The 16,613-nt window shown below is 72.4% G+C and carries 16 protein-coding genes; 4 read left to right on the forward strand and 12 right to left on the reverse strand.

The annotated features are described in order from the left end of the window. Nucleotides 1-6 precede the first annotated feature (6 nt). Both ACF09C_RS31715 and ACF09C_RS31720 read left to right on the forward strand, forming a co-directional pair. Entirely contained in the window at nucleotides 7-270 is a 264-nt protein-coding gene (locus ACF09C_RS31715; RefSeq protein WP_392096508.1) for a protealysin inhibitor emfourin, read from the forward strand. Between the two features lie 133 nt (nucleotides 271-403). Further along, nucleotides 404-2,272, forward strand: coding sequence for an exo-alpha-sialidase (locus tag ACF09C_RS31720; RefSeq protein WP_392096510.1), 1,869 nt, complete (start codon nucleotides 404-406; stop codon nucleotides 2,270-2,272). 40 nt (nucleotides 2,273-2,312) lie between these two features. Here the strand turns inward: ACF09C_RS31720 and ACF09C_RS31725 are convergent, their stop codons facing one another. The 7 genes from ACF09C_RS31725 to ACF09C_RS31755 form a co-directional block, all read right to left on the reverse strand. After that, complete coding sequence (locus ACF09C_RS31725) at nucleotides 2,313-3,311, reverse strand: GTPase Era (protein WP_392096512.1); 999 nt, start codon at nucleotides 3,309-3,311, stop codon at nucleotides 2,313-2,315. Nucleotides 3,312-3,352: 41 nt separating this feature from the next. Next, a complete protein-coding gene (locus ACF09C_RS31730) occupies nucleotides 3,353-4,318 on the reverse strand; it encodes a WxL protein peptidoglycan domain-containing protein (RefSeq protein WP_392096513.1) in 966 nt (321 codons plus the stop codon). A gap of 102 nt (nucleotides 4,319-4,420) precedes the next feature. Further along, the gene (locus ACF09C_RS31735) at nucleotides 4,421-5,764 is read right to left on the reverse strand and encodes a beta-xylosidase (RefSeq protein WP_392096515.1); all 1,344 of its coding nucleotides are present in this window, start codon (nucleotides 5,762-5,764) and stop codon (nucleotides 4,421-4,423) included. Between the two features lie 219 nt (nucleotides 5,765-5,983). Beyond that, nucleotides 5,984-6,466, reverse strand: a complete 483-nt coding sequence (locus tag ACF09C_RS31740; protein ID WP_392096517.1) for a hypothetical protein — start codon at nucleotides 6,464-6,466, stop codon at nucleotides 5,984-5,986. A gap of 197 nt (nucleotides 6,467-6,663) precedes the next feature. Continuing rightward, entirely contained in the window at nucleotides 6,664-7,026 is a 363-nt protein-coding gene (locus ACF09C_RS31745; protein ID WP_362410959.1) for a cytidine deaminase, read from the reverse strand. A gap of 27 nt (nucleotides 7,027-7,053) precedes the next feature. Beyond that, nucleotides 7,054-7,791 (reverse strand): hypothetical protein, encoded by a 738-nt coding sequence (locus tag ACF09C_RS31750; RefSeq protein ID WP_392096518.1) that lies wholly within the window; start codon nucleotides 7,789-7,791, stop codon nucleotides 7,054-7,056. Between the two features lie 123 nt (nucleotides 7,792-7,914). Continuing rightward, nucleotides 7,915-8,802 carry a helix-turn-helix transcriptional regulator gene (locus ACF09C_RS31755; protein WP_392096520.1) on the reverse strand — a complete coding sequence of 296 codons (888 nt, stop codon included), beginning with the start codon at nucleotides 8,800-8,802 and terminating at the stop codon, nucleotides 7,915-7,917. A 93-nt stretch (nucleotides 8,803-8,895) separates the two neighbouring features. Between ACF09C_RS31755 and ACF09C_RS31760 the strand changes: the two genes are divergently transcribed. Beyond that, nucleotides 8,896-10,299: an MFS transporter gene (locus ACF09C_RS31760; protein ID WP_392096521.1), complete on the forward strand. Its 1,404-nt coding sequence runs from the start codon at nucleotides 8,896-8,898 to the stop codon at nucleotides 10,297-10,299. Between the two features lie 13 nt (nucleotides 10,300-10,312). On the opposite strand, the gene ACF09C_RS31765 is transcribed toward ACF09C_RS31760, so the two are convergent. The 5 genes from ACF09C_RS31765 to ACF09C_RS31785 form a co-directional block, all read right to left on the reverse strand. Next, nucleotides 10,313-10,666, reverse strand: a complete 354-nt coding sequence (locus ACF09C_RS31765) for an MmcQ/YjbR family DNA-binding protein (RefSeq protein ID WP_392096522.1) — start codon at nucleotides 10,664-10,666, stop codon at nucleotides 10,313-10,315. Beyond that, complete coding sequence (locus ACF09C_RS31770) at nucleotides 10,656-11,966, reverse strand: hemolysin family protein (protein ID WP_392096524.1); 1,311 nt, start codon at nucleotides 11,964-11,966, stop codon at nucleotides 10,656-10,658. Before ACF09C_RS31770 ends, ACF09C_RS31765 begins: the two co-directional genes overlap by 11 nt. 19 nt (nucleotides 11,967-11,985) lie before the next feature. Then, entirely contained in the window at nucleotides 11,986-12,489 is a 504-nt protein-coding gene (gene ybeY / locus ACF09C_RS31775) for an rRNA maturation RNase YbeY (RefSeq protein ID WP_362410978.1), read from the reverse strand. Between the two features lie 9 nt (nucleotides 12,490-12,498). Continuing rightward, complete coding sequence (locus ACF09C_RS31780; RefSeq protein WP_392096526.1) at nucleotides 12,499-13,524, reverse strand: PhoH family protein; 1,026 nt, start codon at nucleotides 13,522-13,524, stop codon at nucleotides 12,499-12,501. Between the two features lie 106 nt (nucleotides 13,525-13,630). Further along, the gene (locus ACF09C_RS31785) at nucleotides 13,631-14,755 is read right to left on the reverse strand and encodes a PfkB family carbohydrate kinase (protein WP_392096527.1); all 1,125 of its coding nucleotides are present in this window, start codon (nucleotides 14,753-14,755) and stop codon (nucleotides 13,631-13,633) included. Between the two features lie 297 nt (nucleotides 14,756-15,052). Between ACF09C_RS31785 and ACF09C_RS31790 the strand changes: the two genes are divergently transcribed. Continuing rightward, complete coding sequence (locus ACF09C_RS31790) at nucleotides 15,053-16,390, forward strand: MFS transporter (RefSeq protein WP_392096529.1); 1,338 nt, start codon at nucleotides 15,053-15,055, stop codon at nucleotides 16,388-16,390. Nucleotides 16,391-16,613: the final 223 nt, after the last annotated feature.

The following is a 16,613-nucleotide window of genomic DNA, read 5'->3' on the forward strand; positions in this document are numbered from 1 at the left end:
GACCCTATGCGGATTCGAGTGCGGCGCACCGGTGGTTTCGCGGGGATCGAGCGGTCGGCCGAGGTGGAGACCTCCGGCCGGCCGGACGCCGGGGAGTGGGACGCGCTGGCCGCGACCGTGGTCCGGGAGGGGGACGGTGACGTCCGGGGCGGGCCGGACGGGTTCTCGTACGAGATCACCGTCGACGGGGAGACGGTCCGCTGCTGCGACCCGCGGCTGACGGAGGCGCAGCGGGCGCTGATCGAGAGGGTGCTGAAGGAGGGAGCGTAGGGCTCCCCGGAGCGCTGACCTCCAGTTCTCGTGGCTCCGCGCTGAATCAACTCCCCCTCGTCATCCCGACATTCGTGCAAACATACGAGCCGTGCATAATGATCATCTTCTGTCAAGGGGCGCCCGCCGCGGTGTGCTGAGCGCGTTCGCGCTCACCCTCCTCGCCGCCGGCGCACTCGCTCCCTCACCGGCCTCCGCGGCCGAGCCGGCCATCAACCCCAAGGTCTCCACGCCGTTCGACATCGGCGTCGACGCCGGCTACGCGTGCTTCCGCATACCCTCCGTGGTCAGGACCGCCTCCGGTGACCTCCTCGCGTTCGCCGAGGGCCGGGTCGACGACTGCACCGACGACACGCACATCGACCTCCTCGTGAAGCGGTCGACGAACAACGGCCAGAGCTGGGATCCGGCGGCCAAGGTCGTCGTCGGCGCCAACGACGACTTCGCCAACGGGAACCCGTCGCCCGTCGTCGACGCCGCCTCCGGACGCGTCTCCCTGGTGTACGCCTCGTCGAAGGTGCACGACCGCGGCAACCGCACCGTGCGCGTCGTCAACAGCGAGGACGGCGGCACCTCCTGGAGCGAGCCCCGGCAGCTGCCCACGTACATGAAGCCCGAGTGGGGCTGGGTCTCCGTCGGTCCCGGCCACGGCATCCAGCTGACCCGTGGCGCGCACAAGGGGCGGCTCGTCGTCACCGGCGACCACAAGAACAAGGACAATCAGCGCGCCGGCGCGCAGCTGTACGTCAGCGACGACGGCGGCCAGAACTGGACGCTGGGCGCGTACACCGACACGCCCGCCGTCGCCCCGGCGGGCAGCACGGCCGTCCCCCAGCAGCCGGGCGAGGTCGCCCTCGTCGAGCGGACCGACGGGTCGCTGCTCTTCAACGCGCGCGACCGGCTCGCCTGCGGCTACAACGAGCGGCGGCTCGACGCGGAGTCGACCGACGGCGGCAACTCCTTCACCCGCGGCTTCGAGCCGGTGGGGGATCTCGACTCACCGCCGGTCTTCGGCTCGCTGCTCCGCCTGAACGCCACGGACACCGGTGACGCGGGCAACCGCATCCTCTACTCCGGCTCCTCCAGCACGGGCAGCACCGTGGCGGACCGGAAGGACCTCACGATCCGCTCCACCACCGACGAGGGCCGGACCTGGTCCGGCACCGGCACGGTCGTCGCGCCCGGTTTCGCCGGCTACTCCGACCTGACCCTCCTGGCGCCCGGCACGGTCGGGATGGTCTACGAGTCGGCCCTGAGCTACCCGCACGGCCGCTTCATCCGGTTCTCCTCCTTCACGGACGGCCAGCTGAAGGCCCAGGAGACCGTGGTGCGCGAGCAGCGGACCACCGACGCCGCGGGCGACCACCGCGACTCCCCCGCCGTCCAGGGCGGGCCGGTGCAGACCGCGCGCGGCGCGGGCAAGGCACTTGCGCTCGACGGGGTGGACGACCAGCTGCAGACCACGTCCTGCTCGCCGGACCTCCAGATCGGCGCGGCCGACTTCACCCTCACCGCGTGGTTCCGCTACTCCGCGAAGACCGGCGCGCACCCGATCCTGTGGGCCTACGGTCAGGGGCCCGACGCGCCGCAGTTCTGGCTGCGGGCGGAGCCCGGCAACGGGCGGATCCACGGTCTGGTGGACACCGGCGCGGGTCGCGACGCCGTCGACGTGACGGTGCCCGGCGCGTACAACGACGGCTTCTGGCACCTCGCCGTCCTCACCCGCGAGGGCAAGCAGCTGCGGCTCTCCGTGGACGGCACGGCGACCGGCGTCTCCCCCGCGGGCGCGGACGCGAGCGGTGCGATCAGCCCGGCCGACCCGCCGGTCCTCCGTGTCGGGTCCCGGCCGGACGGCCTTGAGCACTTCGCGGGCGCGCTGGACGAGGTCCGGCTCTTCGCACGGGCGCTGACCCCGGCCGAGGCCGAGGCGGCGGGCAACAGTGCCACCGTCGACGCGACGACGGAACGGTTCCGCCTGGGCTTCTCCGCCCTGTGGAACTGACGGCTCCGGGGGCCTCGGCCCCCTCGGGCCCCTCAGTGCCCTAGAAGCCGAGCTTCCTGAGCTGCCTGGGATCCCGCTGCCAGTCCTTCGCGACCTTCACATGGAGGTCGAGGAAGACCGGGGTCCCGAGCAGCGCCTCGATGTGCTTGCGGGACTTCATCCCGACCTCCTTCAGGCGGCTGCCCTTCGGGCCGATGATGATCCCCTTCTGGCTGGGGCGCTCGATGTAGACGTTCGCGTGGATGTCGAGGAGCGGCTTGTCCGCCGGGCGGTCCTCGCGGGGGATCATCTCCTCGACGACCACCGCGATCGAGTGCGGCAGCTCGTCCCGTACGCCTTCCAGCGCGGCCTCGCGGATCAGCTCGGCGACCATCACCATCTCCGGCTCGTCCGTGAGGTCGCCCTCCGGGTAGAGCGGCGGGGACTCCGGGAGGAGCGGGATCAGCAGGTCGGCGACCAGCTGGACCTGCTTGCCCGCCCGTCGCCCACCACCACCCTTGTCCGATGAGCTTTGCTCAGCCCCTTCCTTGGCCGACACCGGCACGATCTCGCGCCACTCGAAGCCCAGCTCCTTGCCGAGCTGGTCCACGGCGATGAGCTGCTCGGCGAGCGTCTTGGAGTCGACCAGGTCGGTCTTGGTGATGATCGCGACCTTCGGGGTCTTCTTGATCCCGGCCAGCTCCTTGGCGATGAAGCGGTCGCCGGGGCCGAGCTTCTGGTCGGCGGGCAGGCAGAAGCCGATCACGTCGACCTCGGCCCACGTCGTGCGCACGACGTCGTTCAGCCGCTCGCCGAGGAGCGTGCGCGGCTTGTGGAGGCCGGGCGTGTCCACCAGGATCAGCTGCGCGTCCGGGCGGTGCACGATGCCGCGGACGGTGTGCCGGGTGGTCTGCGGCCGGTTGGAGGTGATCGCCACCTTCTGGCCGACCAGAGCGTTCGTGAGGGTGGACTTGCCCGCGTTGGGGCGGCCGACGAAGCAGGCGAAGCCGGCCCGGTGGACGGCTTCGGTTTCTTGGTTACGAGCGCTCATGGGGGCCATTCTCCCCGATCCCCGGCCCCCTCACGTACCTCGGCGCCTCCTCAGTCCGCCGCGGAGCCCACGCGGCCCGTCCGGACCCGCCGTGCCCGCAGCGCGATCAGCGCCACGCCGCCCCCGACGAGCACCACCCCGGCGGCCAGCCACGGCAGCGCGAGGAAGGAGGCCCGGCCGGACTCCCGTACGTCCTTGGCGGTGGCCGTGAGCGTCACCTCGCCCCAGTCGAACTGCGGCGCGCCCGTCCATCGCTCGCTCAGCCGGATCTTCTGTCGGGGCAGCAGCTCGGAGGGGATCTTCGCCAGGTCGCGGGCGAGCAGGGTGCGGCCGAAGACTCCCTCGGCGCGCAGGGCCACCCTGGGGTTGAGGGTCACGTTCCCGCGGTTGTGGAGGGTGTACGAGACGACGGCGGTGGACGCGCCCGTGCCGGGCACGAGCGGCCGGTCCTGGTCGAGGGTGACGTCCTCGACGGCGAGCGCCGGGACGGTCGGGCCGTTCACCCGGAGGTAGACCCGGGCCCCGACCGCCCGCTGGACACCGACGGCGACGGAGCCGGTGCCCGCCTCGATCCGCTCGTCGAGGGCGACGACCGCGCCGGGGTGGTCGCCGGGCTCGGCGTCCTCGGGAACGGTCAGGGTGTAGGGCACGGTGACCGCGGAGCGGGGCGGGACGGTGACACGGGTCTGCTCGGGCCTGATCCAGGCTCCGACGCCGGTCTGCTTCTCCTGGCTGGTGCGGACGGCGAAGCCGCCGTCCCGCTCGGTGTTGTAGGCGTCGGCTCCGTAGAGCCGGAAGGTCAGCGGGGCCCCGGTCTTGTTGGCGACGGTGACCTGGTCCTTCACGGTCGTGCCGGGGTCGGCGGAGAGGTAGAAGTACGGGCGGCTGCCGAGCTGGGACGCGGTCGGGTAGACCGCCCACTCGCCGTTCTCCGCGGCCCGGGCGGCGGGGGCGGCCACCGCGCCGATCAGCGTGAGCGCCGTCGTGAGGAGGAGGACGTACAGCTTGCTGTGCACGGTGCGGAGACCTCCCGTGGTTCGGAGCGGGCCGACCGGGTGCGCGCCCGGCCCGCCGTGTGCGTGCTGTGGAGCCGTAGAGCTGTAGAGCTGTGCTGTGGGTCAGCTGAGCGTCAGCGTCAGGACGCCCGCGTACGAACCGGGCGCGGTGAACGCCGGGACGTCGAGGGAGACCTTGGCGTCGACGGTGAACTCACCGCCGGTGAGCGTGCCGTTCGGGGTCGAGGCGAGGGTCGCCCCGCCACTGCCGACCGCGCCCGCCGAGCCGGGTACGCAGGTGCTCGGGCTGCCGGCCTTGGTGGTGCAGGCCGGGGTCCAGCTGAGCGCGCCGGCGCCGATGGAGCCGCCGGGGCCGGTGAAGTCGGTGACCTTGCCGGTCAGGGACCAGCCCGCGGGGCCGCCGCGGAAGTCCTTGACCGTCACCGTCTTCAGGTCGCCGGTCGCCGCGCCGCCCTGACCGAAGTCGACGGACGACAGCTGGACCGCGTCACCGGCCTGGGTCATCGACAGCTGGCCCGCCGTGACCGCCGCCGTCAGCCTCTGGCTGTTCGGCGGCTGCGGGGTGTCGTCGACGACGGTGTACGCGGCCGGTCCCGCGCCCTTCTCCGGGTCCCAGGCCGCCCCCTCGTACGCCACGATCCCGGTGGTCGCCTTGTCGTTGACCTTCAGGCGGGCGACGAATCCGCCCTCGCTGTCCGTCGTGACGGTCATCTTGTCGGCGGTCTCCGCCCCGCCTGCCCGGCCGACGACGGTGACCTCGGCGAGCGGGGTGAACTTGGCACCGGTCACGGTGACCCGGACGCCGGGTGCGCCGGAGGCCGCGCCGAGCGAGACGCTCCGCTCGTTGGCGCCCGGCTGCGCGCTGGCGACGACCGTCTCGGAGACGGGCGCGGGCGGGTTGAGGACCGTGCAGGGGGTGTCCAGCTCCATGATGTAGCTGGTGTGGATGTTGTAGTCACCGGGCGAGAGGGTGATCGATCCCGGCGCGGTGACCGTGAAGGTGCCGGTCATCGAGAACGACGGGAACGTGCCCTTGCCGGGGACCGGCGGGTTCTTCTTGGGCCCGGTGACGGTGACCGCGCCGGACTGGGCGCCGCCGAGGGCGACCTTGCCGGTCGGGGTCATGATGTCGGCGGGCAGCGCCAGGTCGACGGGGTTCGAGGCGGCCGGCTTGGTGATCGTGTACGTCACCGTGACGGTGTCGCCGACCTTGGGCGCGGCGTTGTCGACCGTGATCTGGGCCTTCGTGACGCCCTCGATGGGCGGGATGCCGGCGATCGGCGGCGGGACGCAGCGGGTGGGGAATTCCACCTCCTGCGAGGTGGGCCCGAGCGCGCCGGCCGGAGCCGCCAGTGCGCCGCCCGCGGCGAACACCAGGGCCGTGGCGCCGAGGGCGGCGGTCCAGCGCCGTCTTCGGGTCCGGGTCCGGATGGGCGAAAGTGCCATGTGTGTGCCCCCTCCTGAGGGATGAGAGGGCGCCATTGACGGCTGCGGGCCAGGAGAAGTCAATGGAATCGAAATGCACCGACTGATGACCCATCAGATACTGTCAAGATCGACGTTTCTCCTGGTCACAGCGGTTATGGCGGCGGCCCTGCGCGGGCAGCACAGGTACCGGCGCCGCCTGTGGCGACGCCGGTGAGGGAACGGTGGAGCGGTTGCGCGCTAGAACACGAACGGGCCGGGCGACTGCGAGGTGACCGCGTCGCAGTTCACGGTGACGCCGAAGATAGTCATCGTGAGCGCGGTGCCCGCGAAGTACGAGTTGAGGCTGTCGCCTGCGGCCACGGTCCCGTTGAGCGGGCCGATGGTGACGGACTGGTTCGCGGCCAGGGCCGGATTCTTCTGGCCGGTGAACACGCGGGTGCCACCGCCGCCCTTGGCCATCGTCAGCGAGGCGTTGATGGTGTCCGCCCCGACCGCGACCGGCGTCTTGACGGCCGAGGTGAGGGTGATCGTCGCGGCGGTGCCGCTCTGCGTGGCCGCCAGGGTGGCGAGCCCGCCGCCCCAGATCCCGCAGTCGTACGTGGCCGTGGCCGAGCCCGGCGTCACTGCGCCGGCGGCCGGGGCGAAGGCGAGCCCGGTGACCGCGAGCGCGCCCGCGAGGACCGCGCCGATGCCTAACCTGCCGCTGCTGCTGCCTCTCATGGTCGTACCCCTTCCCGATGAAGCACGCAGGGGTGCGGACGCTGCGTGAAGGCGTGAATCTGACGGTCCGTCGGACCGGTCGCTGCTATTGATGCGCAACGGACCGGGGAAGACAAGAGACGTTTCGTTGATTCTTCACAAACACACAAAGGGGGCCCGGCGCGCCGCCGGGCTCCCTCCGCTTCGCCTCGTGAACCTCAGCCCGCGGTGACCGCCGCGCGCAGCTGCCCGTCCGGCCCGGCGAGCAGCACCGGGGTCTCGGGCCCGCCGAGGTCGCGCACGGCCGCGCGGTCCTCGTCCGATGCCGCCTCCGCGTTCGAGACGACGGCCGCGGCCTCCAGCGACTGGGCTCCGCTGGCCACGGCCATCGCCACGGCGGTCTGGAGCGCGCTCAACTTGAGCGACTCCAGGGCCACGGTCCCGGCCACGTAGGTGCGGCCGGTCTCGTCCCGTACCGCCGCGCCCTCCGGCACACCGTTACGAGCGCGGGCGCTGCGCGCCAGCGTGATGATCTTGAGGTCCTCGGCGCCGAGGTCGCCGTGGTCGGGCTGAAGTGTCATGGACCGAGGATAGGTCGGGGCGCGGGGTCAGCTCTTGGCGCCCTTGACGAACTTGTCGGTCGCGGTCTTGGCGAGCGCGTCGAAGTCCTTGTGGCCGGAGGCGGCGGCCGGGTCGTGCGCCAGCCGGATCACGCCGGTGCCCTGGCGGGCGACCAGCAGGTTCACCTCCGTCTCGTAACCGAAGTCGGGGATGCTCAGCTTCAGCCGCAGGGCGTGGGCCTCCTCGGCACCCTGCGGAGCGGTGAGCTTCGCGACGGTGGCACGCACCTTCATGTCCTCCGCCGTGGCACCGAATCCGGTGCAGGCCCCCAGGGCGGCGCCGAGCTTCGTGACGAAGTCGGTGGCACCGGCGCCCTCGAAGGCCAGGACCTCCTGGTTGAGCGTCGTGGCTCCGCCATTCTCGAAGTCGCCCGAGGCACCGAGCGTCGCGCCGGAGATCTTCTCCGAGAGCAGACCCGCGATCGGCAGGCATTCGGGCTTGTCGACCTTGGTGAGCGTCGGGCCCTCCTCCGCCTTGGCGGTCTTCCAGCCCGACGGCAGGTCCTTCACCTCCAGGACGGCGGCCTTCATCTGCGCGGCCGTCAGCGGCGCGGCGGCCGGGGCGGACGACGGTGCGGCCGAGGTGCTCTGCTCGGCGGCCGGCTTGTCGGCGGGCTTGTCCTTGCCGGAGTCCTTGGCGCTGTCCGAACCACCGCATGCGGCTACGAGGGAGAGGGCGGAGACGGTGAGGGCCGCGGCCAGGCCGTGGCGGATGCGCGTGCGCATGGTGGTGGAACCTTTGATGGGTGCGGGCGGAACGGAGGGACCGGCGCCAGTGGGGGATCGGCCGGAACGCCAGGAGGATATACGGCGGCTGTGACGTTCCTGTGCGCCGGGCTCCCCCCGTGCTCAGCCCGCGATCGGGTACATCGAGCCGCGTCTGCCCTCCGGGGAGACCAGCCAGGACAGCTTCGCCTCGGTGTCGGCGAGCGGCAGCGGGGTGTGCATGACGATCGTCAGGTCCGGGCGGGCCGGTACCCGCAGCTGCGTGGCCTCCAGGTGGAGTTCGCCGACGACCGGGTGCTCGATCCGCTTGTGGAGCTGACCGCCCGGGGAGATGTCCCGCCGCTCCCACAGCGCCGCGAACTCCGCGCTCGCCGCCTTCGCCTCCTCCACCACCGCGCGGAAGCCCTCGTCGTCGGGGCAGTCCGAGCAGGCGGCCCGGAACTGGGCGACGACGTGCGGTGCGAGGCGCTCCCAGTCGGCCGCGCGGGAGCGGTAGAGCGAGTCGGTGAAGAAGGAGATCAGGCAGTTCTGCGAGGTCTCCGGCCGCATGCCGAGGACCACCGACGCCGATTCGTTGTACATGATCGCGTTCCAGTACACGTCCATGATGTGCGCCGGGAACGGCATCCACGCGTCGATCAGCCGCCGCAGCCCCGCGCACATGTCCCGCGCCGCCGGATCGACCTCGGGCGCGGGCGGGTTGAGGGCGGCGAGGACGTACAGATGGCGTCGCTCGGCCGGGCTGAGCCGCAGCACGCGGGCGACCGAATCGAGGACCTGGGCGGAGACCGTGATGTCCCGGCCCTGCTCGAGCCACTGGTACCAGGAGACGCCGACGCCCGCGAGGACGGCGACCTCCTCGCGGCGCAGGCCCGGCGTGCGGCGGCGGGCGCCGCCGTCCGGGAGGCCGGCCTCGGCGGGGCTGACCCGGGCCCGGCGGCTCATCAGGAACTCGCGCAGCTCGCCCAGTCGGTGTGCCTTGGCGGCGCCGCTCTCGACCGCTGTGACCACGGCTCGCTTCCTCCCCCTGGATGCCTGGTGGTACGACCAACAGGATAAGTTCCCGCTCCCCACGGTTGTTCCGCGGCGCCGAGGGTGTCGTCCATGGCAACGACCCTCGACTCCCCGACCGGTACCTCCGCTCCGCAGTCCCCGCCCGCCCTCACCGGCCGCGCCCGGCTGGTCCTCTTCGTGCTGTGCGCCGCCCAGTTCATGGTGGCGCTCGACTTCTCCGTCCTGAACGTGGCGCTGCCCGTCCTCGGCGCCGACCTCGGTATGAGCCCGTCCGCGCTCCAGTGGGCGGTGACCGCCTTCGCGCTGCCGTCCGGCGGGTTCCTGCTGCTCTTCGGGCGGATCGGCGACCTGTTCGGGCGGAAGAAGCTGTTCCTCGCGGGCCTGGCGCTCTTCGGCGCGGCCTCGCTGCTCGCGACCTTCGCCTGGGACCCGGCCTCCTTCCTCGCCGGGCGGGCCCTCCAGGGCCTGGGCGCGGCGGCGATCGTGCCCACCGGAATGTCCCTGCTGACCACGACCTTCCCCGAGGGCCCGCAGCGGGCCCGGGCGCTCGGAATCTCCGGCACGCTCCTGTCCCTCGGCTTCACCGTCGGCATGATCCTCGGCGGGGTCATGACCGACACCTTCGGCTGGCGCTCGACGATGGCCCTGCTGGCCCTGTTCAGCGTGATCGTGCTGCCGCTCGCCCCCGGTGTGCTGCGCGAGTCGCGGACCGCCGAGCGGCCGCGCCTCGACGTGCCGGGCGCGGTGACCGTGACCGGCGGGCTGCTCGCCGTGATCTACGCCCTCTCCACGGCCGCCGAGCGCGGCTTCGGCGGTACGGACGTACTGGTCACGCTGGTGGGCGGGGTGCTGCTGCTCGCTGCCTTCGTGGCGGTCGAGTCCCGGCACGAGACGCCGCTGGTCTCGCTGCCGATGCTGCGCCGCCGGACGGTCGCCTTCGGCAACCTGGGCGGGCTCGTGACCTTCTCGATGATGTCCACCGTGGTCTTCGTGCTGACCCTTTACCTGCAGGAGACCCTGGGCCTGTCGGCCTTCGGCACCGGCCTGGTCTTCGGGGTGCAGGGCGTCCTGTCGGTGCTGGCCGGATCGACGGCCGCGAGGATCATCGGCCGGTTCGGGGCCCGCCGCACGCTGGCGGTCTCGCTGCTCGGTCAGGGCGTCTTCGTGGCCGCCCTACTGGGCCTCGGCACGGAGTCCGGCGCGGTCTACGCGACCGTCGGCGTCTCGGTGGCGAGCATGTTCCACCTGGCCGCGATCATCTCGTACGGCGTGACCGTCACCTCCGGCGTGCCGGACGCGGAGCAGGGCCTGGCGACCGGCCTGGTCACGACGACCCAGCAGGTCGGCATCACCGTCGGCATCCCCCTGCTCGGCGTCCTCGCGACGACGGGACCGAGCCTGTACGACGGGGTGCGCACGGTCCTCGCGATCGACGCGGCGATCGTCCTCGCGGCGGCCGTGCTGGTCGCCGTGGGCCTGCGGCGGAAGGCCTGAACGGCGCTCCGTCCTACGGCCGGTCGAGGCGGAGCCGTACCGCCTTCGGCAGGCCCGCGACGACCAGGTCGTAACTGTCCTCGACCAGCTCCCGGACCATGCGGTCCGGGAGCTCGCCGACGGTCACCGTGTTCCAGTGGCGCTTGTTCATGTGGTAGCCGGGCGCGATCGCCGGGTACTCCTCGCGGAGCCTGACCGCCTCCTCCGGCTCGCACTTGAGGTTGATCCGCAGCGGCCGGCCGTCGAGCCAGGACAGCGCGAACATCTTCCCCGCGACCTTGAAGACGGAGGTGTCGGGCCCGAAGGGGAACTCCTCCGTCGCGTCGTTGAACTCCAGGCAGAAGGCGCGCAGCCGGTCAGGCGTCATCGGTCGTCGTCCCTTCCGGGTCGGCCGCCACGGGCTCCACGAGCACCGTCACGATCTTGTTCCGGCGGCCCGCAGGGGACTCGGCGGTCAGCCGCAGCGAGCGCCCGTCGGGGAGGTCCACGACCGCCTTGGCGCCGGCGATCGGGACCCGGCCGAGCGCCTTGGCGAGCAGTCCGCCGACGGTCTCCACGTCCTCGTCGTCGAACTCGTCCGGGCCGAAGCCGTACAGCTCGCCGAGGTCGCCGATGTCGAGGCGGGCGGTGACCCGGTAGCTGCCCTCGCCCAGGTCCTGGACGGGCGGCAGCTCGCGGTCGTACTCGTCGGTGATCTCGCCGACGATCTCCTCCAGGATGTCCTCGATGGTGACGATCCCGGCCGTGCCGCCGTACTCGTCGATCACGACGGCGACGTGGTTGCGCTCCTGCTGCATCTCGCGCAGCAGGTCGCCGGCGTTCTTGGTGTCCGGTACGAAGGTGGCGGAGCGCATCGCCGTCGACACCAGGTCGGACTCGGCGTCGCGGTTGATGTGCGTCTTGCGGACCAGGTCCTTCAGATAGACCATGCCGACGATGTCGTCCTCGTTCTCGCCCGTCACCGGGATCCGGGAGAAGCCGGAGCGCAGCGCGAGGGTGAGGGCCTGGCGGACGGTCCTGTACCGCTCGATGCAGACGAGGTCGGTGCGCGGCACCATGACCTCCCGTACGAGCGTGTCGCCGAGCTCGAAGACGGAGTGCACCATCCGGCGCTCGTCGTCCTCGATCAGCGACTCCTGCTCGGCCAGGTCGACCATGGCGCGCAGCTCGGCCTCGGAGGCGAAGGGTCCCTTGCGGAAACCCTTGCCGGGGGTGAGCGCGTTGCCGATCAGGATGAGCAGCTGCGGGATCGGGCCCATGATCCGGGCCAGCGGCAGCAGGACGTACGCGGAGGCCGTCGCCGTGTTCAGCGGGTGCTGGCGGCCGATGGTGCGCGGCGAGACGCCGACGGCGACGTACGAGACGAGCACCATCACCGCCATCGCGACGAGCAGCGCCTCCCAGGTCTCGGGGAACTCCTCCAGGCACGCGTACGTGACGAGCACTCCGGCCGCCATCTCGCAGGCGACCCGGACGAGCAGGGCCACGTTGAGGTAGCGGGTCGGGTCGGCGGCGACCTGCGCCAGCTTCTCCGCGCCGCGCCGCCCGGACCGTACGGCCTCGGCGGCGCGGAAGCTGGAGACGCGGGCGATACCGGCCTCGGCGCAGGCCGCGAGCCACGCGACGATCACCAGCGCGACCGCTCCGAGGATGAGCGATGCGTTCATCGGGGGCCCGATCCCCGGGTCAGGAGACGGTGGGCGCCGGGGAGGGGCCGGTGAGGCCCTTCTCCGCGCGCCAGCCGTCGACGATGGCCGCCTGGAGGCCGAACATCTCGGCCTTCTCGTCCGGCTCCTCGTGGTCGTAACCGAGCAGGTGCAGCACTCCGTGGACGGTCAGGAGCTGGAGCTCCTCGTCCATGGAGTGCTGCGTCGGAGCGTCCTTGCCCTGCTGGGTGGCGACCTCGGGGCAGAGCACGATGTCCCCGAGGAGCCCCTGCGGCGGCTCCGCGTTGTCGTCGTCCTTCGCCGGCGGACGCAGCTCGTCCATCGGGAAGGACATGACGTCCGTCGGGCCCGGCAGGTCCATCCACTGGATGTGGAGCTGCTCCATCGCGTCCGCGTCCACGACGATCACCGAGAGCTCGGAGAGGGGGTGGATGCGCATCCGCGCGAGCGCGTAGCGGGCGATGTCGAGGATCGCCTGCTCGTCGACCTCGGTTCCGGACTCGTTGTTGACGTCGATCGACATGGTGCTCTTCTACTGCTTCCCGTTGCGGCTGTCGTACTGCTCGTACGCGTCGACGATACGGCCGACGAGCTTGTGCCGGACGACATCCTGGGAGGTGAGCATGGAGAAGTGGACGTCGGGGACGCCGTCCAGGATGTCCCGGACCTGGCGGAGACCGCTCTTGGTACCGCCGGGCAGGTCGACCTGCGTGATGTCACCGGTGATGACGATCTTGGATTCGAAGCCGAGCCGGGTGAGGAACATCTTCATCTGCTCGGGGTTCGTGTTCTGCGCCTCGTCGAGGATGATGAACGCGTCGTTGAGCGTCCGGCCTCGCATGTACGCCAGCGGTGCGACCTCGATCGTGCCCGAGGCCATCAGCTTCGGGATCGAGTCGGGGTCGAGCATGTCGTGCAGGGCGTCGTAGAGCGGCCGCAGGTACGGGTCGATCTTCTCGTAGAGCGTGCCGGGCAGGAAGCCGAGCCGCTCACCCGCCTCGACGGCCGGCCGGGTCAGGATGATCCGGGTGACCTGCTTGGACTGCAGGGCCTGGACCGCCTTGGCCATGGCCAGATACGTCTTGCCGGTGCCCGCGGGGCCGATGCCGAAGACGATCGTGTGCTTGTCGATCGCGTCGACGTACCGCTTCTGGTTGAGGGTCTTGGGGCGGATCGTGCGGCCGCGGCTGGAGAGGATGTTCTGCGTGAGCACCTCGGCCGGGGTCTCCTGGCCCGCCTCCGCCTTGCCGTTCTCGCTCGCCCTGAGCATGGCGATCGAGCGTTCCACTGCGTCCTCCGTCATCGGCTGTCCGGTGCGGAGCACCAGCATCATCTCGTCGAACAGGCGCTGGATGAGGGCGACTTCCGCCGCTTCTCCCACTGCGCTGACCTGGTTGCCCCGGACATGGATGTCGGCCTTCGGGAACGCTTCCTCGATCACACGCAGGAGTGCGTCACCGGAACCGAGAACGGTCACCATCGGATGCTTGGCGGGGACGGTGAAGTGGGCGCGGGTCTCGCCCGGCGCGCCGTTGGGGGCTGTGGGTGTCTGAGTCATGGGCCGGCACTGTGGCCTGCACATACCTCCCGTTGCAGGGTTCTCGCTGCTCGACAACCTCTGGGATACCAAGCCTACGACTTGTCGCTGACACGGCCGAAGGCTTTTACGACGGGGCCGCTCTGAACCCGATCGTCGGGACCGCCCGGCGCAGCGGCCAGGGACGGGTGGCGGCCGGGAGCATGCGCTCCAGGAAGGCGTAGCGGGCGCGCAGGGCCTCCGGGTCCTGGCAGACGTGCTCCTGGACGTGCTCCCACCAGGCGGCGACCTCGCCCCAGCCCGGTGCGGACAGCGAGCCGCCGAACTCCTGGACGGAGAGCGCGGCGATCAGCCCCGCGAAGGCCAGCCGGTCGGCGAGCGGCCAGTCCGCGAGCGTCCCGGTGACGAACCCGGCCACGAAAACGTCACCTGCGCCGGTCGGGTCCAGGGCGGAGACCTCGATCGCGGGCACCTCCGCGGTCTCGCCGGTGGCGCCGTCGACCGCGTACGCGCCCTCGGCACCGAGGGTGACCACGGCGTAGCGGACCTTGTCGGCGAGCGCCCGGGCGGCGGCCCTGGGGCAGTCGGTGCGGGTGTAGCGCATGGCCTCCTGGGCGTTGGGCAGGAAGGCCTCGCAGTGCGCCAGGTCGGTCAGGCCTGCCAGGTTCCAGCGGCCCGTGTCGTCCCAGCCGACGTCGGCGAAGACCTTCGCGCCGCCCCGCGCGGCCCGGGCGACCCACTCCTCGGACCGGCCGGGCACGAGCGAGGCGACGGCGGCCCTGGCGGGCGGTGGGTAGGCGGGCAGGGCGCCGGCTGCGTTGTCGTCGGGTGGGGCCTCGTGGCCGTGGGAGACCATCGTGCGCTCGCCCTCGTAGGCCATGGAGACGGTGACCGGGGAGTGCCAGCCGGGGACGGTCCGGGAGAGCGAGAGGTCGATGCCCTCGCCCTGTTCCAAGGCGTCCCAGCAGTACTCGCCGTAGTGGTCGTCGCCGAAGGCGGCGGCGAGCGAGGTGCGCAGGCCGAGGCGGGCGAGGGCGGTGGCCATGTTGGCGACGCCGCCGGGGCTCGACCCCATGCCCCTGGCCCAGGACTCGGTGCCGCGCACGGGGGCGCTGTCGAGGCCGGTGAAGATGATGTCGAGGAAGACCGTGCCGGTGAGGAAGACGTCGCAGGCGGGGTCGCCGGCCTCGCGCAGGCGCACCAACGGGTCGACGCCCGCGTCGCGTTGCTGGTCTCCTCGTGCTGTGGTCACGGCCTGCTCCCGTCCGTGGTGCCGATCAGGCCAGTGTGCCTGATGGGGGTGGGGCGACAGGGGTGACGCGGGACGGAGAGCCGCGCGCGTCTACCCGGGCGCACACACCCCAAACCCCATAGTGACCCAGATCACAAATGGAATGGGGGCTTTCCGCCCTCTTCGGGCTTCTCGGGGCCCACGATCACTTGATACGAATGTCCCCGCGACCCCGTCGGCCCGCGATCCCGGACCCCGAGATCCCGTGCACACACCGGGCGCTCCACCCTCCTCGCCCTCCCGTTCCCTGGAACGCCCATGTCGTCGCGCCCGCGTGCCCTGGGGCCTCTCGTCGCCCTGTTCACGGCCGGTTATCTCGCTCCGTACCTGCTGCCCACCGTCGTCGGCAGACTCTCCGCCGGACTCGGCCTGACCCCGGCCCAGGCGGGCCTGGTCGGCTCGGTCCTGCTGCTCGCCTCCGCCTCGGCCGGCTTCACCCTGGCCTCCCGCGTGGAACGGATCGGACCGCGCCGCGCGGCCCGGTTCGGCCTCGGCGCGATGGTCCTCGGCTACGGCTCCGCGGCCCTGACCACGAGCGTCCCGCTGGTGATCGGCGGCGCGGTCGTGGGCGGCTTCGGCTCCGGTACGGCCCTGGCGGTGGCCGCCGCCGGCATCGCCGCCCAGCGGGACCCGCACCGGGCGTCCACGCTCGGCCTGCTCACCGTCTCGGCGACGGCCGGCGCGCTCTACCTCACGCTGCCCCACCTGGGCGGCGGCCACGGGCTGCCGTTCGCGTCGATCGCGGTGGCGGCGGCGGCGGTGTGGCCGCTGACGGGCGGGCTGGGGAGCGGGGCCGGGCACGGTCCCGTACCGACGCCGTCCCGGGGCGAGGCAACCCCGCTCCCCCCGCTCCCCCACCGCCGCTCGGGCCTCGTCCTCGCCGCCGCGATCCTGTGCTGGTCCATGGCCCAGAACGCCCTGTGGGGCGTGAGCGGCCGGATCGGGCTCACCCAGGCGGGGCTGAGCGAGGTCACCGTCGGCGCCGTGTTCGCGGTGGCCCTGGGGGCCGGGCTCGCGGGCGTGACGGCCGCGGGGGCGCTCGGCTCACGGCTCGGCCGGGCCGCGCCGATCGGCGCGGGCACGGCGATCATCGCCGTCTGCGTGCTGGTGAGCTCGCGCGCGGAGAGCCTCCCGGCCTTCGCGGCCGGCGAGATCCTGTGGAACGTCTTCTACCCGGTCGTCCTGTCCTACCTGCTCGGCCTCGCCGCCTCCCTCGACCCGCGCGGGCGGTGGGCGGTGCTCGTCGGCTCCGCGTCCTCGCTGGGCGTGGCCTGCGGCCCGGTCACCGGCAGCGTCCTGTCCGAACAGGCCGGCTACCCGGGCATGGGCCTGGTCCTGTGCGCCCTGCTCCTGCTGGCGGCGACCCCGATGACAGCGGTCGCCCTGCACACCTCCGGCCGCCCTCTGGTCCCCGGCTCGATCCGCCGCCGCGGCGGCGCCCCGGCGGCGGTCCTGGCGGGCACGACGGGCTCGACACCGGGCCTGGTGCCGCAGATGGGCGCGCCGGAACAGGAGATCGCGGAGATCCCGGTCCCCGTGCCCCACAAGGCCACCCGCCAGGCCTTCCACCTGGCCCGCCCGAGCGACCGCGGCTGAGGCTTTCCAGCCCCGCTGGGGTCCCCCCACGCCGCCAGGCGTAGGGGGAGTTTGAGGCGCGGGGTCCGGGGCGGAGCCCCGGTTCGGGGAGGGGCGGGGTGGGGAAGGAGCCCCGCGCAGCGGGCCCCCCCCCCCCCCCCCCCCCCCCCCCCCCCCCCCCCCCCCCCCCCGGGGCCCCCCCCCCCCCCGCCCCCCCCCCCCCCCCCCCCCCCCACCCCCCGCC

It is taken from the genome of Streptomyces sp. NPDC014870 (genome assembly GCF_043081505.1).
GTDB lineage: Bacteria > Actinomycetota > Actinomycetes > Streptomycetales > Streptomycetaceae > Streptomyces.